Here is a 23,089-nt window from a genome sequence, read left to right on the forward strand (position 1 = left end):
ACCCCGGCCCCCGCGCCCAAGGCGACGCCCGCGCCTGCTCCGACGGCCCCGGCCGCCGCCGGTGGTTCCTCGGGGGTGCAGATCGGCGCCTTCTCCTCGACCGCCATCGCCGATCGTGAATACGCCGCCGTCGCCTCGCGCTTCGGCTCGTTCGCCTCGGGCGCGGAAAAGCGGGTGCAGGAAGTCACCGCCGCCAACGGCTCGACCGTCTATCGCACCACCTTCACCGGCCTGAGCCGCGACCGCGCCGTGGCCTTCTGCAACGCGCTGAAGGCCGCCGGCCGCGACTGCATCGTCCGCTAAGACGAGCCGGAAAGAAGACGCATGACCTCCGCCGCCATCTACGGCTGTTCCGGCCATAAGCTGACGGCGGAGGAGCGCGCCTTCTTCGCCGAGACCAGGCCCTGGGGCTTCATCCTGTTCCGCCGCAACGTGGACAGCCCCGCTCAGGTCAGGGCCCTGGTCGATGAACTGCGCGACAGCGTGGGCCGCGCCGACGCCCCGGTCCTGATCGACCAGGAGGGCGGTCGGGTGCAGCGCCTCGGCCCGCCGCACTGGCCCAAGTATCCGCCCGGCTCGGCCTACTTGAAGGCCGTCAACGACCCGATGGCCGCGCGCGAACTGGTGCGTCTGGGGGCGCGGCTGATCGCCCACGACCTGCGCGAGCTGGGCATCACCGTGGACTGCGTGCCGGTGCTGGACGTGCCGGTGCCGGGCGCCCACGACATCATCGGCGACCGCGCCTACGCCCAGGACCCCGCCACCGTAACCCAGCTGGGCCGGGCCGCGGCCGAGGGCCTGCTGGCGGGCGGCGTCCTGCCCATCATCAAGCACATTCCTGGCCACGGCCGCGCCTTCGCCGACAGCCACCACGACCTGCCAGTGGTCGAGACCGATCTGGCGACGCTGGACGCCTGGGACTTCGCCCCGTTCAAGGCCCTGTCGGACATGCCGATGGCGATGACGGCCCACGTCGTCTTCACCGCCGTCGACGCCAAGCGCCCGGCCACGACGTCGAAGAAGGGCATCCGCCTGATGCGCGAGCATCTGGGCTTCTCCGGCCTGATCATGTCCGATGACCTGTCGATGCAGGCCCTGTCGGGCACCCTGACCGAACGCGCCGAACAGTCGCTGAAGGCGGGCTGCGACGTCGTCCTGCACTGCAACGGCGACCTGACCGAGATGCGTCAGGTGGCCGAGGGGACCGGCAAGCTGAAGGGCGAGGCCAAACGCCGCGCCGAGGCGGCGCTGAACCGCATCGTCCACGCCGTCGAGCCGCTGGACGTAGCCGAGGCCCGCGCCCGACTGGAGGCGGCGTTGTCAGGTCGCTTCGACGCCGCCAAGGGGCCGGATGTCGGCGAGGCGCAGGCCTAAATGATGGATCAGGCGTTCCAGCCCAATCTGGACTTCGCCGCCGTCGATGATGCTGACGCCGCCGAGGCCTTCGTCGTCGATCTGGAAGGCTATGAAGGACCGCTGCACGTCCTGCTGGCGCTGGCGCGCACGCAGAAGGTGGACCTGCTGAAGCTGTCGATCACCAGGCTGGCGGAACAGTATCTGGCCTTCGTTCACGAGGCCCGGCGGCGCAACTTCGCCATGGCGGCCGACTATCTCGTGATGGCGTCCTGGCTGGCCTATCTGAAGTCGCGTCTGCTGCTGCCCCGCAACGAGAAGGGCAAGGCCGAGGAGCCGCCGGCCGAGGAAATGGCCGCCGCGCTCGCGTTTCGCCTGCAGAAGCTGGAGGCCATGCGCCGCTCGGTCGAGGCCATCACCAGCCGCCCGCAGCTGAAGCGCGACGTCTTCACCCGCGGCGACCCCGAGGCCACCGTCATCATCCCCTCGGACCGCGTCGACGCCAGCCTCTATGAGCTGATGGCCGCCTATGTCGCCCAGCGCCGGCGCGAGGAGCGCCGCCGCTACGCCCCCGGCCAGCGGGTCGAGGCCTTCCAGCTGGAGGCCGCGCGCGACTGGCTGCGGTCCATGATGCCGCGCCTGGCCGACTGGACCCCGCTGAATCAGGTGGCGCCCGCCCGCGAGGACGACGACGGGGAGGGGCCCAGCCAGGCCAGCTATACCGCCTCGACCCTGTCGGCCAGTCTGGAGCTGGTGAAGGAGGGGGCGATGGACGTGCGCCAGGCCGAGGCCTTCGCCGACCTCTTCCTGAAACGCCGGGGCTTCGGCCAACCGCTGGAGCTGACGCCGTGAGCCTGACCTTCACCCCCGACGAAACCGAGATCGAGCGCCGGGTCGAGGCCCTGCTGTTCGCCGCCGCCGCGCCCTTGTCGGCGGCCGAGATCGCGCGCCGCCTGCCGGAAGGCGCCGACGCGGGCCGGGCCATCGCCGCCCTGCGCCAGCGCTATCAGGGCAGGGGGGTCGAGCTGGAGTGCGTGGCCGACCGCTGGCGCTTCCGCACCGCCGCCGACCTGGGCGTCCTGATGACCGAGGAGCGCGAGGAGCCGCGTCGCCTGTCCAAGGCCGCGCTCGAGACCCTGGCCATCATCGCCTACCACCAGCCCTGCACCCGCGCCGAGATCGAGAGCGTGCGCGGCGTCTCCCTGTCCAAGGGGACGCTGGACCTGCTGCTGGAGATGGACTTCGTGCGGCTGCGCGGGCGGCGTCGCACGCCGGGCCGGCCCGTCACCTACGCCACGACCGACCGCTTCCTCGAGCATTTCAGCCTGGCCAGCCTCTATGATCTGCCTGGCGTGCAGGAGATGAAGGCGGCGGGGCTACTCGACCTGTCGATTCCCGTCGGCTTCGAGGTGCCCGATCCGACCCGCAGCGGCGAGAGCGAGGGCGAGGACCTGTTGACCGGTCTCGACGACGGCGCGCCCGAGTTCGCCCAGGATTTCGTCAGCGAGGACTGAGAGTCGCGGCGCCGCCAGCGACGCATCGCCACGCCTGCGCTGGAGCGGGGAAGAAGGTTAGATATTCCAAGGCCTTGCAGGCCGCGTTCCACGCCTTGACCTGCGGCCCCCTCGGCTATAGGTTCCGCGCCGAATTCAGACCTGCCTTGGCGTCCTTGCCGGGGCGCTGAGCGCACAGGCCATGTCCCCAACGATGGAATCGCGCGAAGAGGCGATCAAACGCCTCAACGAGCAGGCCGACTCGCTCAAGGCACGGGCCACGCCGACGCCTCCCGACTATGGGGCGAACGCGGCGGGCTACGGCTATCGCCTGATGGGCGAAATGATCGCCGGCCTGGCCGTCGGTCTGGGTCTGGGGTGGGGTTTCGATCTTCTGGTCGGGACCATGCCTTGGGGAATTATCGCCGGGACCCTGATCGGTTTCGGCATGTCGATCTGGCTGGCGCTTCGTTCGGCCCGAAAGATGAGTGCGGCCGCGTTGAAGGAACTGGGGCCTCCCCAGGATCTTCCCGACGACGAGGTCGAGGACGAGCGGAATTTCTGACCAAACCGTCGTACGGCGGTTTGGCCTTTTGACTTAGGAGACCGGGCGGCATGGCCGATCCGATGCACCAGTTCCAGATCGCTCCGGTGATCGAGCTTCCGACGGTCGAGTTGCCGCTGGTCGGCGCTGTGAACCTGTCGATCACCAACTCGGTGCTGGCCATGCTGGTCGCCGCGGTGCTGATCACCCTGTTCTTCACCGCCGTGACGGCCAAGCCCAAGCTGGTGCCGGGGCGGTTGCAGGTGGTGGGCGAGGGGGCCTTCGCCTTCATCGACGACCTGGCGACCTCGATCATGGGTGAACAGGGCCGTGCCTTCTTCCCCTTCATCCTGACGCTGTTCGTCTTCATCCTGGCGCTGAACCTGCTGGGTATGTTCACGGTCTTCACCGCCACCTCGCAGGTCGCCGTCACCGCCACCTTCGCCCTGCTGACCATCCTGCTGGTCATCGGCGTCGGCTTCGCCAAGAACGGCATCGGCTTCTTCAAGCTGTTCACCCCCTCGGGCGTGCCGTGGTACCTGCTGATCCTGGTGACGCCGATCGAGTTCATCTCCTTCCTGCTGCGTCCCGTGTCGCTGGCCCTTCGTCTGTTCGGCAACATGCTGGGCGGTCACGTGGCGATGAAGGTCTTCGCCGGCTTCGTGGTTTCGCTGGGCGCCTTCGGCCTGGTCGGCATCCCCGGCGCGGTTCTGGCCATGGGCGGCGTGGTCGCCATCACTGCGCTGGAGTTCCTCGTCGCCTTCCTGCAAGCATTCGTTTTCGCCGTTCTGACCACGGTCTATCTGAACGACGTCGTGCATCTGGATCAGCACTAAAGCTGACCCAGCCCGCCAACCCCTTCTTTCAAACCATCCCAACCAGGAACTACTCTCATGGAAGCTGAAGCAGCAAAATACATCGGCGCTGGTCTCGCCACCCTCGGCATGATCGGTTCGGCCCTCGGCGTCGGCCTGATCTTCTCGGGCTTCCTGCAAGGCGCCACGCGCAACCCTTCGGCTGCTCCCGGCCAGTTCACCAACCTGATCCTGGGCGCCGCCCTGGCTGAAGCACTGGGCATCTTCGCCTTCGTGATCGGCCTGCTCTGCCTGTTCGCTTAAGTCGAACTGAATATCTGGGCGGCGGCGCGGTCTTGACGACCGTTCCGCCGCTCGCGTCTTTCTGAGATCACCGGATAGAGCCCATGGCCGCCCCTATCGCGAGCGTCGCCTCGCAAGACCCGACCCAGCCTGCGCCGACCGTCACCGTCCAGAACGGTGAGATCGCGCCCGTGGCCGCCCCCGAGGCGACCCATCAGGCCGAAGTCGCCCACGGCGACGCCCATGGCTCCGGTGGTCTGCCGCAGCTGGAGATGCAGCACTGGGCCGGTCAGATCGTCTGGCTGCTGCTGATCTTCGTCGTCCTCTACATTCTGCTGTCGAAGGTCTTCCTGCCGCGTCTGCGCGCCGTTCGTGACGAACGCGCCGGGACGATCGCCGGCGCCGTCGACGCCGCCCGTCAGGTTCAGACCGAGGCCGCGACGCAAGCCGAAGCCGCCAAGGCCGAAGTGGCCAAGGCCCGCGCTGACGCCCGCGCCACCGCCGCCGCTGCCAAGGCCCGCGTGACCGAAGAGGCCAACGCCCGTCAGGCCGCCGAGGAAGCCGTCGTCAACGCCCGCATCGCCGAGGCCGAGACCGCCATCGGCAAGACCCGCGACGCGGCCATGGCCAATGTCTCGACCATCGCCTCCGACACCGCCCGCGCCATGGTCGAGCGTCTGACCGGCAAGGCCGCCACGGCCGCCGAAGCCGACGCCGCCGTCAAGGGAGCCGCCTGATATGCCCGCCTTCTTCCACGCCGCCTTCTGGGATCTCTCGAACGCCGAGTTCTGGGTCGCCGTCGGTCTGGTGATCTTCCTGGGCATCCTGGTTCTGGCCAAGGTGCCGGGCGCCATGGCCAAGGCCCTGGACGACCAGGGCGCCAAGATCCAGTCGGAACTGGATGAAGCCGCCCGCCTGCGCGCCGAAGCCGAAGCCATGCTGGCCCAGATCCGTCTGGAGAAGGCCGAAGCCGAAGCCCAGGCCGCCGATATGCTGGCCGCCGCCGAAGCCGATGCACGCCGCCTCGAAGCCGAAGCCAAGGCCAAACTGGAGGAGAGCCTGGCTCGCCGTCAGGCCCTGGCCGAGCGCCGCATCGCCCAGGCCGAGGCCCAGGCTACGGTCGAGGTCAAGGCCGCCGCCGCCGACCTGGCCGTCAAGGCCGCTCAGGACATCCTGACCGCCCGTCTGGCCGCCGCCAAGTCGGACCCGCTGATCGACGCCGCCATCAAGCAGATCGGCGACAAGCTGAACTGATCGCGGTCATAGCGACAAGCGCATCTGGCCCCGCCGGCGATGGCGGGGCCTTTTGCGTTCTAACGGTGCGCCGCAATCAGTGAGCAGGCGCGCCGTGGATGAAGCCGGCGCGTTTCTCGCGCGCCAGCAGCCGGGCATAGACGTTGCCCAGCACGCCGCCGAAGACCATGTGGGTGATCAGCATCCAGCCGAAGGTGCCGAAGCCGGCGCTGCCGGTGAAGGTGCGGGGGTCGCCCATCATGGTGATGATCAGCATCATGCCCACCCAGGCCGCCACGGCGAACAGGATGCCCCGGGTCTCGGGCGTCTTGGTCGGCAGTCGGGTGTAGAGCAGGGCGAACAACGGACCGAGCACCAGAGAACCGATCACGAAGTGAATGGCCCAGCCGGCGGCCAGATTGCCCGACAGGCCGAACATCCTGGCCACGATGCCCGGGAAGGGGTCGAACATCCGGCCGAGCAGCATATTGCCGGCCTCAAGGATGGAAACCGCGACGGTGGCTGAGAAGCCGGCGAGGATTCCCTTTTGTACGCGTGGCATCATTTGAACAGCGCCTCCCAACGCTATCGGTTTCTGACTACGCGAGAGGAAGCATACGCCGATCGCGACGGACCGCGCGGCGGCTGTGTTCACGTTACCGTGTGCGGCGAAGCGTCGCTGTTAAGGGAAGGCGCGACGCAGGACGCGACGGGCGCGCTTGCGGGCGCGGATCAGCCCCCGCGAGGGCCGTTTGCGCAGCACCGCCTTCTCGGCGCGCAGGGCCTGTTGCCAGAAGACAGGGGCGATCTCGGGCTTCTTTCGCATCAGGCGACGGAAGGGATAGACCCACTTCGGCCGGGCGTGCTGGGCGCGGATGAACTGGCGCTTGGCCCACCACGAGTTGCGCAGCAGCAGGACCAGGCCGACGGCGATGACCGGCACCCCGCCGGGGCCGGGCAGGGGGGCGATCAGGATGCCCAGGCCGATGATCAGAAAGCCCAGCGCCATCATCCCCAGACGCTTTGCCCGGCGCAGCAGTCCGGGCCTCTGGCGAGGCCGGCTGTCGGCGCGGAAGGGGATCAGGGCGAGGGTCAGGGCGGTCACGCGGGAGGAGGATGAAGCGACGACCTTGGGAGGCGTCGTCAGCCTATCCTAGACACGGACGACAAGGCCGAACCGTGGCGTCGGCGTGAAGCTTTCGTAAGAGGGGCCTGAAAAGCAAAACGCCGTGTCCCGAGGGACACGGCGCTTCACTTCAGACCTCGATCAGACGCCTATTCGGCGGCGATGTTGGAACCTTCCGGGGCGGTCCAGCGCAGACGCGGCGAGCGCGCGGCGCGGGTCTCGTCCAGACGCCGCAGGGGCGCATGGAAGGGCGCGCCCTTGAAGCGCTCCACTTCGCCGGCTTTCGCCGCCTCGGCCAGCAGACGCATGGCGTGGATGAAGCGGTCCAGCTCCTGCTTGGATTCCGTCTCGGTCGGCTCGATCAGCATGGCCCCGTGGACGACCAGGGGGAAGTACATGGTCATCGGGTGGAAGCCCTCGTCGATCATCGCCTTGGCGAAGTCGAGCGTGGTGATGTCCGTGCCCTTCAGCCATTCATCGTCGAACAGGGCCTCGTGCATGCACGGTCCCTCGGGGAAGGCCGGGCTCATCAGGTCCTCGAGGCGGGCCTTGATGTAGTTGGCGTTCAGGACGGCGTCCTCGGCCACCTGACGCAGACCGTCAGAGCCGTGGCTCATCATGTAGCTGAGGGCGCGCACATACATGCCCATTTGCCCCTGGAAGGCGCACAGACGGCCGAAGGCGTCCTTGGCTTCGTCTTCCTCACGCTCGACCAGCTTGTAGCCGTCGCCGGTGTTCACGACCCACGGAGCGGGCGCGAACGGGGCCAGGGCTTCCGACAGCACGACCGGACCGGCGCCCGGACCGCCGCCGCCGTGCGGCGTCGAGAAGGTCTTGTGCAGGTTGATGTGCATGGCGTCGACGCCCAGGTCGCCCGGGCGCACCCGGCCGACGATGGCGTTGAAGTTGGCGCCGTCGCAGTAGAAGTAGGCGCCCGCCTCGTGCGTCAGGCGGCTGATCTCCAGGATGTCGCGCTCGAACAGGCCGCAGGTGTTCGGGTTGGTGACCATGATGGCCGCCACGTCCGGACCCAGCTTGGCGGCCAGGTCGGCCACGTCCACGCGGCCGTCGTCGGTCTGGGCGACCTCGACGACCGAATAGCCGACGAAGGCGGCGGTGGCCGGGTTGGTGCCGTGGGCCGAGGTCGGGACCAGAACCTTGCGGCGCTGCTCATGCTCGCCCTTGGCTTCGTGGGCGGCGCGGATGGCCATCAGGCCGCACAGTTCGCCGTGAGCTCCCGCTTTCGGAGAAAGCGCCACCGCGGGCATGCCCGTCAGCGTCGTCAGCCAGTGGGCCAGATTGTCCATCAGCTCCAGCGCGCCCTGCACCGTCGACTGCGGTTGCAGCGGGTGGATGTCCGAGAAGCCCGGCAGGCGGGCCATCTTCTCGTTCAGGCGCGGGTTGTGCTTCATCGTGCACGAACCCAGCGGATAGATGGCCAGGTCGATGGCGTGGTTCTTCTGGCTCAGGCGCACATAGTGGCGCATGGCCTCCGGCTCCGACAGGCCCGGAAGACCAATGGGGTCCTTGCGGACCAGGTCGCCCAGGTCCGAACCGTCCGTGGCGGGTTTCGGCAGATCGACGCCGGTCTTGCCCCAGCCTTCGCCTTCGAAGATCAGGTGCTCGTCCTGCAGCAGGCCGCGCGCGCCCGTCAGGGTCGGGTGCTTGTAGTCGTTGTCCGGCAGGGCGTTCGGGGCGGTCGGGCGGCCGACAGTGTTCATCGTGCTCATGGTTCTATCTCCCCTCAGGCCGCCAGGACCTTGGCGAGCGAAGCCGCCAGGATCTTGATGTCGGCGTCCAGCGTCGTCTCGGTGGCGGCGACCAGCAGCACATTGTCCAGGCCTGCTTCCGGGGCCAGACGGCTGTAGGGCACGCCGGCCAGGATGCCGTTGTCGGCCAGGGTCTGGACGACCTCGGCGGCGTTCTTGGGCAGCTTGACCGCGAACTCGTTGAAGAAGCGCGGGGTCAGGACCTCGACGCCTGGAATGGCGGCCAGGGCGTCGCGGGTGGCGACGGCCTTCTCGTGGTTGAGCAGGGCCATCTGACGCAGGCCCGTCTCGCCCAGCAGGCTCATGTGGATGGTGAAGGCCAGGCAGCACAGGCCCGAGTTGGTGCAGATGTTCGACGTGGCCTTGTCGCGGCGGATGTGCTGCTCGCGCGTGGACAGGGTCAGGACGAAGCCGCGGCGGCCGTCGGAATCGACCGTCTCACCGCAGTAGCGGCCGGGCGTCTGGCGCAGCAGCTTCTCGCGGGTGGCGAACAGGCCGATGTAGGGGCCGCCGAAGTTCAGGGCGTTGCCGATCGACTGGCCTTCGGCCGCGACGATGTCGGCGCCCATTTCGCCGGGCGACTTCAGCAGGCCCATCGACACGGCTTCCGTCACCACGACGATCAGCAGGGCGCCGGCGGCGTGAGCGGCCTCGGCGATCTTCGTCACGTCGGTGGCGGTGCCGAAGACGTTGGGGGTCTGGACGACGACGCAGGCCGTGTCCTTGTCGATGGCGGCGATGACGGCGTCTTCGGCGTCAACGGCGGCGGTCAGGGCCTGGGTCTCGACGCCGACGGCGTGAACCACGGTCTCGGTGGCCTTGACGTAGTGCGGATGCACGCCGCCCGAGATGACGGCCTTGTTGCGGCGGGTGACGCGGGTGGCCATCAGCACGCCCTCGGCCATGGCGGTCGAGCCGTCATAGAGGGAGGCGTTGGCGACTTCCATGCCGGTCAGGTTCGCGACCTGGGTCTGGAACTCGTACAGGTACTGCAGGGTGCCTTGCGCGATTTCCGGCTGATAGGGGGTGTAGCTGGTCAGGAACTCCGACCGCTGGATCACGTGATCGACCGTGGCCGGGACGTGGTGCTTGTAGGCGCCGGCGCCGCAGAAGAAGGGCACGGTTCCAGCCGTGGCGTTCTTGCCGGCCATGGCCGAGAGGGCGCGTTCGACCTCCAGCTCGCCCGCCACGCGGGGCAGGTCGACGAAGCCGTCGCGGCGCGCGGCCTGCGGCACGTCGATGAACAGGTCGTCGATGGATTTGGCGCCGATGGCGGCCAGCATGGCCTCACGGTCGTCGGGCGTCAGGGGGAGGTAGCGCATTACAGGTCCTCGGCGGCATCCCGGAGGTCGCGATGGCGACGCTCCGGGTGCGCTTCAAGCGGCGGGAATCCGGCGATCCCGGATCGGCGCGCCGCGCCGTCCGGGGACGACGGCGGGTCTTACAGGGTGGTCAGGTAGGCGTCGTAGGCGGCCTGATCCATCAGGGCGTCGATCGCCGAGGCGTCCGAAACCTTGATCTTGGCGAACCAGCCTTCGCCTTCGGGATCGGCGTTGACGGTTTCCGGGGCCGAGGCCAGGGCGGCGTTGCCCTCGACCACTTCGCCGGCGACCGGGGCGTAGACGTCCGAGGCGGCCTTGACCGATTCCACGACGGCGAAGCTGTCGCCGACCGAGACGGTCTTGCCGGCTTCCGGCGTCTCGACGAACACCACGTCGCCCAGGGCGTCAGCGGCGTGCTTGGAAATGCCGACCGTGGCGACGTCGCCCTCGAGGCGAACCCACTCGTGATCTTTGGTGAAGCGCATGTGTCTGATCTCTCAGGCTTTAGGTTTGCGATAGTAGCGGGTGGCCACGAAGGGGGTGGCGACGACTTCGGCGGCGGCGGGTTTGCCGCGCACGATGACTTTCAGGTCCGTGCCCAGTTCGGCGAAGGCCGGCGGGACGTAGCCCATGGCGATGTTGTGCCCCAGGGTCGGCGAGGGGCCGCCCGAGGTGATCTTGCCGATGAGGTTTCCGTCCAGGTCGGCGATCTCGGCGCCTTCGCGGGCCGGGGCGCCTTCCTTGACGTTCAGGCCGATGCGGACGCGCGACGGGCCGTCGGCCAGTTCCTTGAGGATGCGCTCGGCGCCGTTGAAGTCGGCGGCTTCCTTGCGCGACTTGGACAGGGCGAAGGTCAGGGCACCTTCGACCGGGCTGGTCGAGGCGTCGATGTCGTGGCCGTGCAGCGGCAGGCCGGCTTCCAGACGCAGGCTGTCGCGGGCGCCCAGGCCGATCGGCTTCACGCGGGCGTCGGACAGCAGCAGGTTCCAGACGCGTTCGGCGTCGGCGTTCGGCACCGAAATCTCATAGCCGTCCTCGCCGGTGTAGCCCGAGCGCGAGACGAAGCAGTCGACGCCGAACAGCATCAGGCGGGCCGAATCCATGAAGCCCATCTCGCCCAGGGCCGGCTCGTGCTTGACCATGACCTCGACGGCTTCCGGTCCCTGGATGGCCAGCAGGGCGCGGTCGTCGAGGACGACCAGCTTGGCGTCGCCGGCCAGATTGGCGTTGAGGAAGGCGAAGTCGGCGTCCTTGTTGCCGGCGTTGACCACGACATAGAGGCCGTCGTGGTCGGGCTTGCCCGCCATCAGGTCGTCCATGATGCCGCCCTCGGCGTTGAGCAGCAGGGAATACTTCTGCTTGCCGGCCTTCAGGATTTCATAGTCGCCGGGGACGAAGCGCTGGAACTGTTGAATCGCGTCGGCGCCGGTGATGCGGGCCTGGCCCATGTGCGAGACGTCGAACAGGCCGGCGTGTTCGCGGGTCCAGCGGTGCTCGGCCAGCACGCCTTCGTACTGGACCGGCATGTCATAGCCGCCGAACCCGACCATGCGGGCGCCCAGCGCGCGGTGCGCGGCGTTGAGAGGGGTGGTCTTCAAGGCCTGGTCGCTCATCGAGCATCCTCCGGGTCGCGGGTTGCGGCGATAGCTTCGCCGTCGTCGCGCCCCCGCTGTCCTGAAGCCTGAGAGATTCCGACCGCCCCCGGAAAAGAGGTCGGCCTTGCTCCGTCGGCGCGCCCATGAATCCCGGGAAGGGGGGCGACTTTCCAGCGTCCGTGCGCTTTCGCGGTCCTTTTGCCTGAGCGTTTCCGGGGCGGTTGCGCCTTCGGCTCCGGCAGCCGCTACGCGACCGCCGATCTCTCCCGCGAGAGCGTGCGACCTAAGGCCCCGACTCCGAGGCGAAGTCAAGCGGGACCGGGCTTGCCGCGAACGATCCGACAGGCCATGAGGGCGCGAACCGCCCTCTCGGACAGGATTGAAGGCCGCCATGACCGCCCGCACCGACCTCGCCGCCCACCTGGCCTCCCTCGATCTGCCGCAGGGCCTGACCCAGACCCTGACGGTCGCCGCCGCCGCCTGCGTCGAGATCCGCAAGATCGTCTCGGGCGGGGCCCTGGTCGGGGCCCTGGGCGCATCGGGCGCGGTCAATGTTCAGGACGAGGAGCAGAAGAAGCTCGACGTCATCTCCAACGATGTGCTGACCGACAGGCTGCTGGCCTGCCCGGCCGTGGCGGGCGTGGCGTCGGAGGAGATGGACACGGTCCAGCCGGCGACCAATCCGGCGGGCGAGTATCTGGTCCTGTTCGACCCGTTGGACGGTTCGTCCAACATCGACATCAACGCCCCGGTCGGCACCATCGTCTCGGTGCTGAAATCGCCGTCGGCCACGCCGACCGAGGCCGACTTCCTGCAGTCGGGCCGTCATCAGGTCGCGGCCCTCTATTGCCTCTACGGCGGTCAGACCATGCTGGTGCTGACGACGGGCCAGGGCGTGGCGGGCTTCACCCTGTCGCACGACGGCCAGTGGCTGATGACGCACGAGCGGATCACGGTCCTGGCGGACACCAAGGAGTTCGCCATCAACATGTCGAACCAGCGCCACTGGGCCGAGAGCGTCCAGCGCTACGTCGACGGCTGCCTGCGGGGCGCGGACGGCCCTCGGGGCAAGAATTTCAACATGCGCTGGGTCGCCGCCATGGTGGCCGACGTTCACCGCATCCTGATGCGCGGCGGGGTCTTCCTCTATCCGTGGGACAAGCGCGAGCCGAACAAGCCCGGCAAGCTGCGCCTGATGTACGAGGGCAACCCCATGGCCTTCCTGATCGAACAGGCGGGCGGCAAGGCGACGACGGACGGCAAGCAGGCCATTCTGGACGTGACCCCGACCGAACTGCACCAGCGCATCCCTGTGGCCCTGGGCTCGGCCAACGAGGTCGATCAGATCGCGGCGGCCTGAGCCATGAAGATCACCGCTTCAGACGCCCTTCTGGTCATCGACGCCCAGAACGACTTCTGCGAGGGCGGGGCTCTGGCGGTGCAGGGCGGGGCGGGGATCATGCCCCTGATCAATCAGTTGGCCGAGCGCTTCGACACGGTGATCGCCACTCAGGACTGGCACACGCCGGACCAGATCAGCTTCGCCTCCAACCACGACGCCGTGACGCCCTTCACCGAGGTCGAGGTCGCCTACGGACGCCAGATGCTGTGGCCGGACCACTGTGTGCAGGGGACGCCGGGCGCGGACTTCCACCCGCACGTCGCGCCCGCCGTGACCAGGGCCCTGGCCGTGATCCGCAAGGGCTACAACCCGGCGGTCGACAGCTATTCCGGCTTCTATGAGAACGACCATCGCACCGCGACGGGCCTGGCGGGCCTGCTGCGCGACCGGGGCGTGAAGCGCGTCTTCCTGTGCGGTCTGGCCTATGACTACTGCGTCCGCTTCACCGCCGAGGACGCCGTGCGCGAAGGCTTTGAGGCTGTGGTGATCGAGGACGCTTGCCGGGCCATTGCGCCGGACACGGCGGCGGCCGCCAAGACGAGCTTCGCGGCGCTGGGCGTCGCCGAGATCGAGGCCGCGCTGCTGCTAGGCTAGGCAGGCCTCTTCTTCTTTCGTCATCCTCCGGCAAGCCGCGCAGCGGCGCCGACCGGGGGACCCAGCGGCGCCGAAGGCGATCTTTGCAGCAGACGTCGCACGTGGACGTTTCGCCCTCACGGGCGCCGCTGGGTTCCCCGGTCTCGCTCCGCTCGCCGGAGGATGACGGAAGAAGGGCTCAGTGCGCCGCCGCGTAGGCGTCCACCTCGGCGATCCTTGCGGCCTTGTCGGCGTCGCTGAGGAAGCTGCCTTCGAAGCTGTTCTTGGCCAGTTGCGTCACCTGCTCGCGGGTCAGGCCCACGGCCTTGGCCAGCTGGATGTAGTTGGCGTTCACATAGCCGCCGAAATAGGAGGGGTCGTCCGAGTTCAGGGTGACGTGCAGGCCGCGGCGCAGCATCTCGGGGACCGGGTGGTCCTTCAGGTCCTTGACCACGCACAGCTTCAGGTTCGACAGGGGGCAGACCGTCAGGGTCATTTGCTCGGCGGCCAGACGCGCGATCAGGGCCTCGTCCTCCATCGAGCGGTTGCCGTGGTCCATGCGGTCGATTTCCAGCAGGTCCAGCGCCTCGCGGACGTATTCGGGCGGGCCTTCCTCGCCGGCGTGGGCGCACAGCTTCAGACCCAGTTCGCGGGCGGCGGCGAAGACGCGCTGGAACTTGGACGGCGGATGGCCGACCTCGGACGAATCCAGTCCGACGCCGATGAAGTGGTGCAGGTAGGGCTTGGCCATTTCCAGCGTGGCGAAGGCTTCGTCCTCAGACAGGTGGCGCAGGAAGCTGAGGATCAGGCCGCTGGTGACGCCCAGCTCGGCCCTCGCCCGGTCCATGCCCGCGATCAGGCCCTCGACCACCACATTGAAGGCCACGCCCCGGTCGGTATGGGTCTGGGGATCGAAGAAGATCTCGGCGTGGCGGACATTGTCGGCGGCGGCGCGCTGGAAATAGGCGAAGGCCAGATCCTCGAAGTCCTGACGCGTCAGCAGCACGGCGGCGCCCGCGTAATAGATGTCGAGGAAGTCCTGCAGGTTCGAGAAGTCATAGGCCGCGCGCACGGCCTCGACGCTGTCGTAGGGGATGGCGACGCCGTTGCGCTGCGCCAGTTCGAACATCAGTTCGGGCTCAAGGCTGCCCTCGATGTGCAGGTGCAGTTCGGCCTTGGGCAGGCCGGCGATGAAGGCGTCGAGAGACATGAAAGGGGAGGCTCCTTGGCTTAGCCTCCCCTTATCACATTGGCGCGGGGTTACATCCGCTCGGGCGTCTCGATGCCCAGCAACTGCAGCGCCTGTTCAAGCTGGTGCAGGCTGGCGGCGGCCAGGGCCAGGCGCGAGCCCTTGGTCGCCGCGTCCGGCGCGACCAGGATCGGGCAGGCGGCGTAGAATTTCGAGAAGCTCTGCGCCAGGCGATAGGCGTGCTCGGCGATCAGGTTGGGCGAGCGCTTGTCATAGGCGTCCGCCGTGGCCGCGTCGAAGGCGTCCAGCGTCAGGGCCAGATCGCGTTCGGCCGGTTCGGCGATGGCGATGGGAACGAACTCCACGCCTTGATCCGCCGCCTTGCGCAGCAGGGATTTGATCCGCACGGCTTGAAACAGCAGGTACGCTCCGGTCTTGCCCTCGAAGCTCATGAAACGGTCGAGGTCGAAGACGTAGCTGGTGGTGCGGTTGTTCGACAGGTCGGCGAATTTCAGCGCGGCCACCGCCACCTTGCGGGCGATGTCCTCGAACTCGGCTTCCGGCAGGTCGTCGCCGAGCCTGGCTTCCTTCAGACGCTCGCGCGCCTTGTCGGTGGTCATGGTGATCAGGTCGTGCAGTTTCAGCACGCCGCCCGCGCGGGTCTTGAAGGGCTTGCCGTCGGCGCCGTTCATGGTGCCGAAGCCGAGGTGCTCCAGCGATTTTTCAGGCGCGTAGCCAGCCAGATAGGCGGCGCGGAAGACCTGTTCGAAATGCTCGGCCTGACGCTCGTCGACGACGTAAAGGATCAGGTCGGGGTCGATGGATTTGCGGCGATCCAGAATGGTGGCCAGGTCGGTCGTGCCATACATGGCCGAGCCTTCCGACGACACCACCAGCAGGGGCGGCGGGCTGGGGGCCTCGATCACCGAGCCGTCGGCCAGCTTCTTCTTGCGGGTCTCGCCGGGCTTGGCGACGTGGACCACCTGGGCGCCGGCGTCCTCGACCAGCAGGCCGGTTTCCTTCAGGTGCGCCAGCATCTCGGGCATCAGGGGATCGGCGTCGGATTCGCCGTTCCACAGGTCGAAGGTGACGTCCAGAGCGCCGAACTCGCGCTTCAGCGCGGTGCGGCTGACGGCGACGAAGTGCGCCCACAGCGCGCGATAGCCGGGGCGGCCGCCTTGCAGTTCAGCGGTCGCCTTGCGGGCGCGGTCGCGGAAGGCGGGATCTTCCTTGGCCTTGGCGGCGGCCTGGGGATAGAGGCGCTCCAGGTCTTCCAGCGTCACCGGGCTGTCGGCGGGGAAGGGACCGTCGCCGTCGGCCATGAAGGCCAGGCCCAGGCCTTCGTCGCCGCAGGCGGTGATCAGCAGGCCCATCTGGAAGCCCCAGTCGCCGAAGTGGGCGTCGCCCCAGACCGCATCGCCGCGGAAGCGGAACAGCCGCTTCAGGCTCTCGCCGATGATGGACGAGCGCAGGTGGCCGACGTGCATCGGCTTGGCCACGTTCGGGCCGGCGTAGTCGATGACGACCTTGCGCGAGGGCGTGTTCAGCGAGGCGCCGGCCAGGACTTCGTCGGTGGCGACCTCTGCGGCGCGCTGCGACAGGGCGGCGTCGGAGAGCTTCAGGTTGATGAAGCCGGGACCGGCGACCTCGACCGACGACAGGCGTGGATCGGCGGCCAGGCGTTCGGCCACCTTGGCGGCCAGTTCGCGCGGATTGGCTTTCAGCGCCTTGGCGGCGGCCAGGGCGCCGTTGGACTGGAAGTCGGCCAGGTCGGGACGGTCGGAGGCGACGACACGGGCCAGGGCCTTGTCCACGCCTTCGGCGGCGAAGGCGGCTCCGACCGCTTCGCTGAGAGAGGTCTTGAGATCGGTCATGTTCTTAGGGGTTCGGTTGGGTCTGGCCGGCGTTCGGGCGGAAACGGCTGCCCGAACGGTTGAAGTCCGCCATTTCGGGCGTGACCTCAAAGCCCACCAGGACCTCGAAATTATTGCCGCTGGTGGTGGCGTCGGCGCGGGGAATGACGATGGAGCGGGCTTCCTGGACCGTGGCCGTCGTCTGACCGTCGAAGTTCACCGGCAGGTCGAAATATTCCTTGGCCAGAACGGCCGTGTTCCGTTCCGTCACCGCCACCCAGTAGCGATAGGTGCGGGCGTCGCCGCTGGCCTGGGGGCCGCGGCCGAGGTTGAACAGGATGTTCATGTCCAGCCGGATCGGATCGGCGTCGCGATAGACGCAGTCGGCCGCGACGCCTTCGATCTCGCCGGTGAAGCCGACGGTCGCCGTGGACGGGCGGTTGAAATCGGTCATCTCGACGTAACGCGCGGCGTCGTACAGCACCTTCACATAGGGGCAGGGACCGGCGTTGGCGCGGCGGTTCAGCGGCGCGATGCGGACCGGGCGATTTCTCGGCTCTTCCTGCTGTTGTTGCTGCTGTTGCTGACCTTGGCCTCGCTGGCCGCTGAACTGGGCGGAGGCGGTCGAAGGGACAAGCGCGGCTGTCATCGACAGGGCGGCCAGGGCAGTGAAGACGCGACGCATCAATTTCATTTCCGGCAAGCGAAAGGGAGCGCGCGACAGTCGGCGCCGACCGGTGCACGCTCGATGCTGATAGCGGCTAAAGCGAGGCGCGGCAAACGCGACCACGCGCCCGGTGGCGGGAAGGGCCGCAAGCGACTAGGTTCCGGGCCATGAACGCGCCTGTCTCGCCCTCCGCCTTTGATCGCCGCCCGCTGAACGTGCGCCTGGCCACGCCGCGCGGCTTTTGCGCCGGGGTCGACCGGGCCATCCAGATCGTCGAGCGCGCGATCGAGAAATTCGGCGCCCCCGTCTATGTGCGCCACGAGATCGTCCACAACCGCCACGTCGTCGAGCGGCTGAAGGGCATGGGGGCGGTCTTCGTCAAGGAGCTGGACGAATGCCCCGACGACCGGCCGGTGGTGTTTTCGGCCCACGGCGTGCCCAAGTCGGTGCCGGCGACGGCGCGGTCGCGCGAGATGCTGTTCCTCGACGCCACCTGCCCCCTGGTCTCCAAGGTCCACGTCGAGGCTGAGCGCCACCATGCGGCGGGCCGGCACATCGTCCTGATCGGCCACGCCGGCCACCCGGAGGTCGTCGGCACCATGGGCCAGCTGCCGCCCGGCGCCATCAGCCTGGTCGAGACGGTGGCGGACGCGGAGGCCTTCCAGCGCCCCGGCGATCAACCGCTGGCCTACGCCACCCAGACCACCTTGTCGGTCGACGACACCGCCGACATCCTGGCGGCGCTGAAGCGGCGATTCCCCGAGCTGCCGGACCCGCACAAGGAAGACATCTGCTACGCCACCACCAACCGGCAGGAGGCGGTCAAGCGTCTGGGCGAGGGCTGCCAGCTGGTGCTGGTGGTCGGGTCGAAGAACTCGTCCAACTCGGCCCGTCTGGTCGATGTGGCGCTGAAGGCCGGGGCGGGCGACGCCCGTCTGGTCGATGACGCCGGCGATGTGGACTGGTCGTGGTTCGACGGCGTCACCACGGTCGGCGTCACCGCCGGGGCCTCGGCCCCCGAGCCGCTGATCGAGGCCCTGATCGACGCCATCCGCGCCCGATTCGACGCCGTGGTGACCGAGGACGACGGCGCGCGCGAGACCGTCTCGTTCAAGCTGCCGCGCGCCCTGACGGTCTGAGCAACGGATAAAAGAAAAGGGCGCGTCCGGCGAACGGACGCGCCCCTGATTTCCTGGCCTTCCGGCCCTGCCTTACAGACCCGGCAGCTTGAAGCGGCTGTCGCGGCGCGGCGTGATGGCGATGCCTTGCTGGCCGCCGGTCAGGGCCTGCAGACGGGCCTGTTCGGTGGTGGCGTCGATGGTGCGCGAACCCTCGGCCGACTGGCTGACGGTCGGGGCCTGGGTCGCCGGGTCGTCCTTGCGCCAGAACATGACGCGGTTGGCCCAGCTTTCTTCCTTGTGGGCCAGGTCGCCGAACTCGTCGTCGACGACATAGCGGGCCAGGGGATCGGCGCGGTCGGCGCCGGCCTGGGTCACCAGGGCCTGCTCGCCGCCGGTGCGGGTCACGGCCTGGCGTTGACCCAGCAGAATCTGACGGGCGGCGCTTTCGGGGGCCAGTTCTTGCGGGCGCGGCTGGCCCGGCGACGGCGGGGTCAGGCCGTATTCCGGCGGCACGGCCAGCGGGGCGCTGGCGACGGTGACGAACTCGTCCGGCACGACCTTGGACAGGCCGATGCTCTGTTTCATGCTTGCGCATGCGGTCAGGCTGAGGGCGGTGGCGGCGAGAAGGGCCACGGTAGCGGCGTTGCGGATACGCATAAGGTCAGCTCGGCTCCGGGAGGCGCGCCCTGTGGCGCTGGCTCGGGACGATAGTGAAGAGGGGGTGATTACGACTTTTCGTGGGCCGCGCCAACCGTAGAGCGGCGTTCCGACAGGAAGCTGTCGAGGATCAGCAGGACGACGCCGACGGTGATGCCGGCGTCGGCGACGTTGAAGATCCACGGAAACAGGCCCGTTCCCGAGAAATCGAGGAAGTCCACGACCCCGCCGAAACGGATGCGGTCGAAGACGTTGCCGAGCGCGCCGCCCATGACCAGGCCGATGGCCGCGATCATCAGCTTTCGGTCCGAGCGCGTCGCCCACCAAGCCAGGGCGGCCGCCACCAGAATCGAGAAGGCGCTGAGAATCCAGCGGCCCGCGCCGCCGCCGAACAGGCCGAAGCTGACGCCCGTGTTCAACACATAGGTCAGGTTGAAGACCGGCGGCATGACCTCGGCGATGCGATAGCCGTCGGGGATCTGCGAGATGTGGGCCGCGTCGATGGCGCCCAGAACCCAGGCCTTGGTCAGCTGGTCCAGGACGATGACGACGAGGGCGATGCCGTAGGCGGCATAGGCGAGGCGAGAAATTTTCATGTTCCAAGCCGGTTAGCAGGAAGCGGGGCGAGGGCGAAGAGGGAAAGCGACCGCAGCGTCGGACAGCCGCGCCCTTTCCCCCGGCGTTCCGGCGGCTATAACCGGCGCATGACCTTGCCTCACGCCTTGCCCCGCCTGTCCGCCGTCGCCGACGACTATGACATCCTGCTGTGCGACGTCTGGGGCGTGATCCACAACGGCCGCGAGAGCTGGGCCACGGCCTGCGAGGCCCTGATCCGGTTCAACGAAAAGGGCGGCCATGTCGTCCTGATCTCCAACTCGCCGCGTCCCTCGTCGGACGTGGTGGCGCAGCTGGACGCGCTCTGCGTGCCGCGCAGCGCCTGGAAGGCCTTCGTCACCTCGGGCGACGCCACCCGCGTCGAACTGGCCCGCCGCGCCCCCGGCCCGGCCTGGATCATCGGCCCGGATCGCGACTTCGTTCTCTATGAGGGCCTGGACCTCGACAGCGCCCACGATGCGTCGGACGCCGCCTTCCTCTCCGTCACCGGCCTCTACGACGACGCGACCGAGACGCCCGAGGACTACCGCGAGCGGCTGATCCCGGCGGTCGAGCGCGATCTGGAGCTGATCTGCGCCAACCCCGACCGCATCGTGCAGAAGGGCGACAGCATCATCTATTGCGGCGGCGCCATCGCCGATCTCTACGAATCCATGGGCGGCCGGGTGGTCATGGCCGGCAAGCCGTTCGGTCCCATCTACGAACTGGCCCTGCGCGAGGCGCAGAAGCTGATGGGGCGGCCCGTGGATCGCTCGCGCGTCCTGTGCATCGGCGACGGCGTGATCACCGACGTCCTGGGCGCGGCCGAACAGGCGCTGGATTGCCTGTTCATCGCCCAGGGCATCCACGGCGACGCCGCCAAGGGGCCGGACGGGACGCTGGACCCGGCCCTCGCCGGCGAATTGCTCCGGGCCGAGACGACCTTCGCCCGCTACGCCGCGCTCGAACTGGCGTGGTGAGGCTCGCCATTTCGTCGCACCTGCCGTAAAGCCCGCTCATGGTCGAATACGTCACACAGCATCCGTCGGGCGGTTACATCCTCGACGAACTCCACGTCGGCATGGCCGCGGAGAAGACCGTCCACGTCACCGAGGACCGGATTCGCCTGTTCGCCGAGGCGTCGGACGACTTCAATCCGGTGCATCTGGACGAGGCCTTCGCGTCCAAGACCGCCTATCGCGGACGAATCGCCCACGGCCTGCTCAGCGCCGCCTTCGGCTCGGCGGTGGTCGGCACCATCCTGCCGGGCGCCGGGTCGATCTATATTTCGCAGACCCTGGCCTTCCACTTCCCGGTCCGCATCGACGATTCGGTTCGCATCGTCATCACGGTGATCGAGATGGAGACGGACAGCGCCCGCGTCGAACTGAAGTGCGAAGGCTTCGTCGGCGACAAGCTGATCATGGACGGCGTCGCCGTCGTGCGCGTGCCGCGCCGCCGCAAGCCTTCGGCCCGCTGAGGCCCGAGGTGGTCTCCAGGACCGTCGAAGTGATCCGCGGCTGGCGCGACCTGCCGGCCTCGCAACGCGGCGCGGCCGTCGCCGTCGGCGCCTTTGACGGGGTCCACCGGGGCCATCAGGCGGTGATCGCCTCGGCCCGCGCCGCCGCCGAGCGCTTGGGCGTCCCCTTGGCCGTGGTCAGCTTCGATCCGCATCCGCGTCGCCTGTTCCAGCCCGAGGCCGCGCCCTTTCGCCTGATGACGGCCGACCAGATGGCGCGGGCGCTCACGCCTCTGGGCGTCGACCGCCTGTATCTGATCCCCTTCGACGCCGAGATGGCGGCGATGAGCGACGAGGAGTTCGCCCGTCGGGTCCTGTCCGAAGGTCTGGGCGTCGCCCACGCCGCCGTCGGCTTCGACTTCACCTTCGGCAAGGGCCGTTCCGGCTCGCCCGAGGCGTTGCGGGCTTATGGACAGGCCCAGGGCTTCACCGTCTCCGTCACCGACCGCATCGACGACGCCTCGGGCCTGAAGCTGTCGTCCTCCGCCGTGCGCGAGGCGCTGAAGGCTGGGGACATGGACCGCGCCGCCGCCATCCTGGGCCGCCCCTTCGCCATCCAGGGCGAGGTGATCCACGGCGACAAGCGCGGCCGCACCATCGGCGTGCCCACCGCCAACGTGGCCCTGGGCGACTATATGCGCCCCGCCTACGGGGTTTACGCCACGCGCACCCGCCTGGCCGACGGCCGCGTCATCGGCGGCGTCGCCAACCTGGGCGTCCGTCCCATGTTCGAGGTCGAACAACCCTTGCTGGAAGTCTGGCTGCTGGACTTCAACGAGAGCCTCTACGGCCAGACGTTGGAGACCGAACTGGTCGCCTTCCTGCGCGGCGAGATGAAGTTCGACAGCCTGGATGCGCTCAAGGTCCAGATCGAGGCCGACGCAGTGGCGGCGAGGGCTGTGCTCTGAAGGTTGCGCGCATCACCAGCATGGATGTCGCTGAAGAAATTTCTTCTGTGATCGGATCATATGTCCATGCGGAGTTCATTGAGTTCTTGTCAGCGGAGAACGACCGCGTTCGGTGTTGGTATATGAACTCCGGGGGGCGAGGGCCCTCGTTTGAGATCGAGCTTATTCGTTCGGCCGATGCGTGGTCCTTGGAGCTTACCGAGCACCCGTCAGGGACTGAGCCGCCGGAACGACGGTAATTCTGCTTTTCGTTGGCTGTGCTCGATCGCTTTCAGCAGGCGCTCTGACAGGGGCGGACGACTCGCTACCAGAACGTCCGCCGCGCGCCGGGCCGTGTAGGCCCTTGCGGCTAGCCCCCGGCCTTCTCGGCGATGGCCATCAGGACGTCGTGCAGGGACTTGCCCTTGTCGTCGATGACGTCGGCGATGCGCCACATGGGGCCTTCCTTGACCAGCTTCAGGGTCTGGCGGTGCGTCTCGCCGTGGTTGGTGAAGACGACCTCGGCCGAGGCGGCCTTGTCGCCCTCCGGCGTCATTTTCAGCGACGTCAGGGCGAAGCCGTCCGTGTCCTGACAGGCGCAGACCGGGTCGTAGTTCAGATAGGGAACCTCGCCCTTGGCCGCGTGGAAGTCGGCGCCGACCAGGGCGTTCAGGGGGCGGGAATAAAGCGGGTCGCGACCCGGGCTGATCGCGGCCGCCGCCGGGTCCGGCGTCGTGGAGGGCGAGGAGGCGCCGGCGTAGAGGGCGCGCACGAAGGCCTCGGCGTCCTTCTCGCCCGCGGCGTAGATCGCCGCGCGCCCGGTCAGCGGCGCCTCGGCCGGGGCGGGCGCCTTTTCCTCGGCGGGGGAGCAGGCCGCCGCCGTCAAAACCAGCACCGCCGCCGCCGTCATGATCGCCTGAACGCGCATTCGCCCGCCTCCCGTTCCTGTGTTCGCTTCGACTATGGCGCAGGCGCCGCCCGGTCTGCTAGACCGTTTCAACCATGACCGTTCGCGAGATCCGTCCGATTTCGATTAGCCGCCCGGCGTAGCGCCAGGGCTGGTCAGCCCCGCGCACGTCGGGATCGAATATCGCC

Annotated in this window: 27 protein-coding genes and 1 riboswitch; of the genes, 15 read left to right on the plus strand and 12 right to left on the minus strand. The window is 68.3% G+C overall.

Going from position 1 to position 23,089, the window contains the following annotated elements; genetic code table 11:
- The 9 genes from ACREEF_RS01890 to ACREEF_RS01930 form a co-directional block, all read left to right on the plus strand.
- On the plus strand, positions 1-303 hold a 303-nt coding region (locus ACREEF_RS01890; RefSeq protein WP_431563921.1), incomplete at its 5' end, for an SPOR domain-containing protein.
- Positions 304-324: 21 nt separating this feature from the next.
- Positions 325-1,374, plus strand: a complete 1,050-nt coding sequence (gene nagZ / locus ACREEF_RS01895) for a beta-N-acetylhexosaminidase (RefSeq protein WP_431563922.1) — start codon at positions 325-327, stop codon at positions 1,372-1,374.
- Between the two features lie 3 nt (positions 1,375-1,377).
- The gene (locus ACREEF_RS01900; protein ID WP_431564024.1) at positions 1,378-2,205 is read left to right on the plus strand and encodes a segregation and condensation protein A; all 828 of its coding nucleotides are present in this window, start codon (positions 1,378-1,380) and stop codon (positions 2,203-2,205) included.
- Complete coding sequence (scpB, locus tag ACREEF_RS01905; protein WP_431563923.1) at positions 2,202-2,867, plus strand: SMC-Scp complex subunit ScpB; 666 nt, start codon at positions 2,202-2,204, stop codon at positions 2,865-2,867. The genes ACREEF_RS01900 and scpB overlap by 4 nt, the downstream gene beginning before the upstream one ends.
- Positions 2,868-3,048: 181 nt before the next feature.
- Positions 3,049-3,411, plus strand: coding sequence for an AtpZ/AtpI family protein (locus tag ACREEF_RS01910; protein ID WP_431563924.1), 363 nt, complete (start codon positions 3,049-3,051; stop codon positions 3,409-3,411).
- A gap of 50 nt (positions 3,412-3,461) precedes the next feature.
- Complete coding sequence (locus ACREEF_RS01915; RefSeq protein ID WP_431563925.1) at positions 3,462-4,226, plus strand: F0F1 ATP synthase subunit A; 765 nt, start codon at positions 3,462-3,464, stop codon at positions 4,224-4,226.
- Positions 4,227-4,283: 57 nt separating this feature from the next.
- Positions 4,284-4,508, plus strand: coding sequence for a F0F1 ATP synthase subunit C (locus ACREEF_RS01920; protein ID WP_105562970.1), 225 nt, complete (start codon positions 4,284-4,286; stop codon positions 4,506-4,508).
- 83 nt (positions 4,509-4,591) lie between these two features.
- Positions 4,592-5,224 carry a hypothetical protein gene (locus tag ACREEF_RS01925; protein ID WP_431563926.1) on the plus strand — a complete coding sequence of 211 codons (633 nt, stop codon included), beginning with the start codon at positions 4,592-4,594 and terminating at the stop codon, positions 5,222-5,224.
- 1 nt (position 5,225) lies between these two features.
- Positions 5,226-5,741, plus strand: coding sequence for a F0F1 ATP synthase subunit B (locus ACREEF_RS01930; protein WP_431563927.1), 516 nt, complete (start codon positions 5,226-5,228; stop codon positions 5,739-5,741).
- 76 nt (positions 5,742-5,817) lie between these two features.
- Here the strand turns inward: ACREEF_RS01930 and ACREEF_RS01935 are convergent, their stop codons facing one another.
- The 6 genes from ACREEF_RS01935 to gcvT form a co-directional block, all read right to left on the minus strand.
- Entirely contained in the window at positions 5,818-6,285 is a 468-nt protein-coding gene (locus tag ACREEF_RS01935) for a DUF6789 family protein (protein WP_431563928.1), read from the minus strand.
- A gap of 117 nt (positions 6,286-6,402) precedes the next feature.
- Positions 6,403-6,825 (minus strand): hypothetical protein, encoded by a 423-nt coding sequence (locus ACREEF_RS01940; RefSeq protein ID WP_431563929.1) that lies wholly within the window; start codon positions 6,823-6,825, stop codon positions 6,403-6,405.
- A gap of 170 nt (positions 6,826-6,995) precedes the next feature.
- Complete coding sequence (gene gcvPB / locus ACREEF_RS01945; protein WP_431563930.1) at positions 6,996-8,576, minus strand: aminomethyl-transferring glycine dehydrogenase subunit GcvPB; 1,581 nt, start codon at positions 8,574-8,576, stop codon at positions 6,996-6,998.
- 14 nt (positions 8,577-8,590) lie between these two features.
- Positions 8,591-9,937, minus strand: coding sequence for an aminomethyl-transferring glycine dehydrogenase subunit GcvPA (gene gcvPA, locus ACREEF_RS01950; protein ID WP_431563931.1), 1,347 nt, complete (start codon positions 9,935-9,937; stop codon positions 8,591-8,593).
- Positions 9,938-10,056: 119 nt separating this feature from the next.
- The gene (gene gcvH, locus ACREEF_RS01955; RefSeq protein WP_431563932.1) at positions 10,057-10,422 is read right to left on the minus strand and encodes a glycine cleavage system protein GcvH; all 366 of its coding nucleotides are present in this window, start codon (positions 10,420-10,422) and stop codon (positions 10,057-10,059) included.
- Positions 10,423-10,434: 12 nt separating this feature from the next.
- Entirely contained in the window at positions 10,435-11,550 is a 1,116-nt protein-coding gene (gcvT, locus tag ACREEF_RS01960) for a glycine cleavage system aminomethyltransferase GcvT (protein ID WP_431563933.1), read from the minus strand.
- 162 nt (positions 11,551-11,712) lie between these two features.
- Positions 11,713-11,811, minus strand: a riboswitch (glycine riboswitch).
- 112 nt (positions 11,812-11,923) lie between these two features.
- On the opposite strand from gcvT, the gene ACREEF_RS01965 reads away from it, so the two are divergent.
- The gene (locus ACREEF_RS01965; RefSeq protein ID WP_431563934.1) at positions 11,924-12,892 is read left to right on the plus strand and encodes a class 1 fructose-bisphosphatase; all 969 of its coding nucleotides are present in this window, start codon (positions 11,924-11,926) and stop codon (positions 12,890-12,892) included.
- A 3-nt stretch (positions 12,893-12,895) separates the two neighbouring features.
- Positions 12,896-13,528 carry a bifunctional nicotinamidase/pyrazinamidase gene (gene pncA / locus ACREEF_RS01970; RefSeq protein WP_431563935.1) on the plus strand — a complete coding sequence of 211 codons (633 nt, stop codon included), beginning with the start codon at positions 12,896-12,898 and terminating at the stop codon, positions 13,526-13,528.
- Between the two features lie 178 nt (positions 13,529-13,706).
- Here the strand turns inward: pncA and ACREEF_RS01975 are convergent, their stop codons facing one another.
- From ACREEF_RS01975 to ACREEF_RS01985, 3 genes are read right to left on the minus strand one after another with little or no spacing between them, the layout of a single operon-like run.
- Positions 13,707-14,717: an adenosine deaminase gene (locus tag ACREEF_RS01975; protein ID WP_431563936.1), complete on the minus strand. Its 1,011-nt coding sequence runs from the start codon at positions 14,715-14,717 to the stop codon at positions 13,707-13,709.
- A 50-nt stretch (positions 14,718-14,767) separates the two neighbouring features.
- A complete protein-coding gene (gene argS / locus ACREEF_RS01980; protein ID WP_431563937.1) occupies positions 14,768-16,570 on the minus strand; it encodes an arginine--tRNA ligase in 1,803 nt (600 codons plus the stop codon).
- Positions 16,571-16,574: 4 nt separating this feature from the next.
- Positions 16,575-17,234 (minus strand): Tat pathway signal sequence domain protein, encoded by a 660-nt coding sequence (locus tag ACREEF_RS01985; protein WP_431563938.1) that lies wholly within the window; start codon positions 17,232-17,234, stop codon positions 16,575-16,577.
- A gap of 149 nt (positions 17,235-17,383) precedes the next feature.
- On the opposite strand from ACREEF_RS01985, the gene ispH reads away from it, so the two are divergent.
- Positions 17,384-18,355, plus strand: coding sequence for a 4-hydroxy-3-methylbut-2-enyl diphosphate reductase (gene ispH, locus ACREEF_RS01990; protein ID WP_431563939.1), 972 nt, complete (start codon positions 17,384-17,386; stop codon positions 18,353-18,355).
- 72 nt (positions 18,356-18,427) lie between these two features.
- On the opposite strand, the gene ACREEF_RS01995 is transcribed toward ispH, so the two are convergent.
- Both ACREEF_RS01995 and lspA read right to left on the minus strand, forming a co-directional pair.
- Complete coding sequence (locus ACREEF_RS01995; RefSeq protein WP_431563940.1) at positions 18,428-18,994, minus strand: DUF3035 domain-containing protein; 567 nt, start codon at positions 18,992-18,994, stop codon at positions 18,428-18,430.
- Positions 18,995-19,062: 68 nt separating this feature from the next.
- A complete protein-coding gene (lspA, locus tag ACREEF_RS02000; protein WP_431563941.1) occupies positions 19,063-19,590 on the minus strand; it encodes a signal peptidase II in 528 nt (175 codons plus the stop codon).
- A 108-nt stretch (positions 19,591-19,698) separates the two neighbouring features.
- On the opposite strand from lspA, the gene ACREEF_RS02005 reads away from it, so the two are divergent.
- Genes ACREEF_RS02005 through ACREEF_RS02015 form a run of 3 tightly spaced genes read left to right on the plus strand, consistent with a single transcriptional unit; the run spans position 19,699 to position 22,015 of the window.
- Positions 19,699-20,568, plus strand: coding sequence for a TIGR01459 family HAD-type hydrolase (locus ACREEF_RS02005; RefSeq protein ID WP_431563942.1), 870 nt, complete (start codon positions 19,699-19,701; stop codon positions 20,566-20,568).
- A 38-nt stretch (positions 20,569-20,606) separates the two neighbouring features.
- A complete protein-coding gene (locus ACREEF_RS02010; RefSeq protein WP_431563943.1) occupies positions 20,607-21,068 on the plus strand; it encodes a MaoC family dehydratase in 462 nt (153 codons plus the stop codon).
- 29 nt (positions 21,069-21,097) lie between these two features.
- Positions 21,098-22,015 carry a bifunctional riboflavin kinase/FAD synthetase gene (locus tag ACREEF_RS02015; protein ID WP_431563944.1) on the plus strand — a complete coding sequence of 306 codons (918 nt, stop codon included), beginning with the start codon at positions 21,098-21,100 and terminating at the stop codon, positions 22,013-22,015.
- Positions 22,016-22,364: 349 nt separating this feature from the next.
- On the opposite strand, the gene ACREEF_RS02020 is transcribed toward ACREEF_RS02015, so the two are convergent.
- Positions 22,365-22,922 carry a DUF3828 domain-containing protein gene (locus ACREEF_RS02020; RefSeq protein WP_431563945.1) on the minus strand — a complete coding sequence of 186 codons (558 nt, stop codon included), beginning with the start codon at positions 22,920-22,922 and terminating at the stop codon, positions 22,365-22,367.
- Between the last annotated feature and the right edge of the window lie 167 nt (positions 22,923-23,089).

The sequence above is a fragment of the Brevundimonas sp. genome, assembly GCF_050729455.1.
Classification (GTDB): Bacteria; Pseudomonadota; Alphaproteobacteria; order Caulobacterales; family Caulobacteraceae; genus Brevundimonas.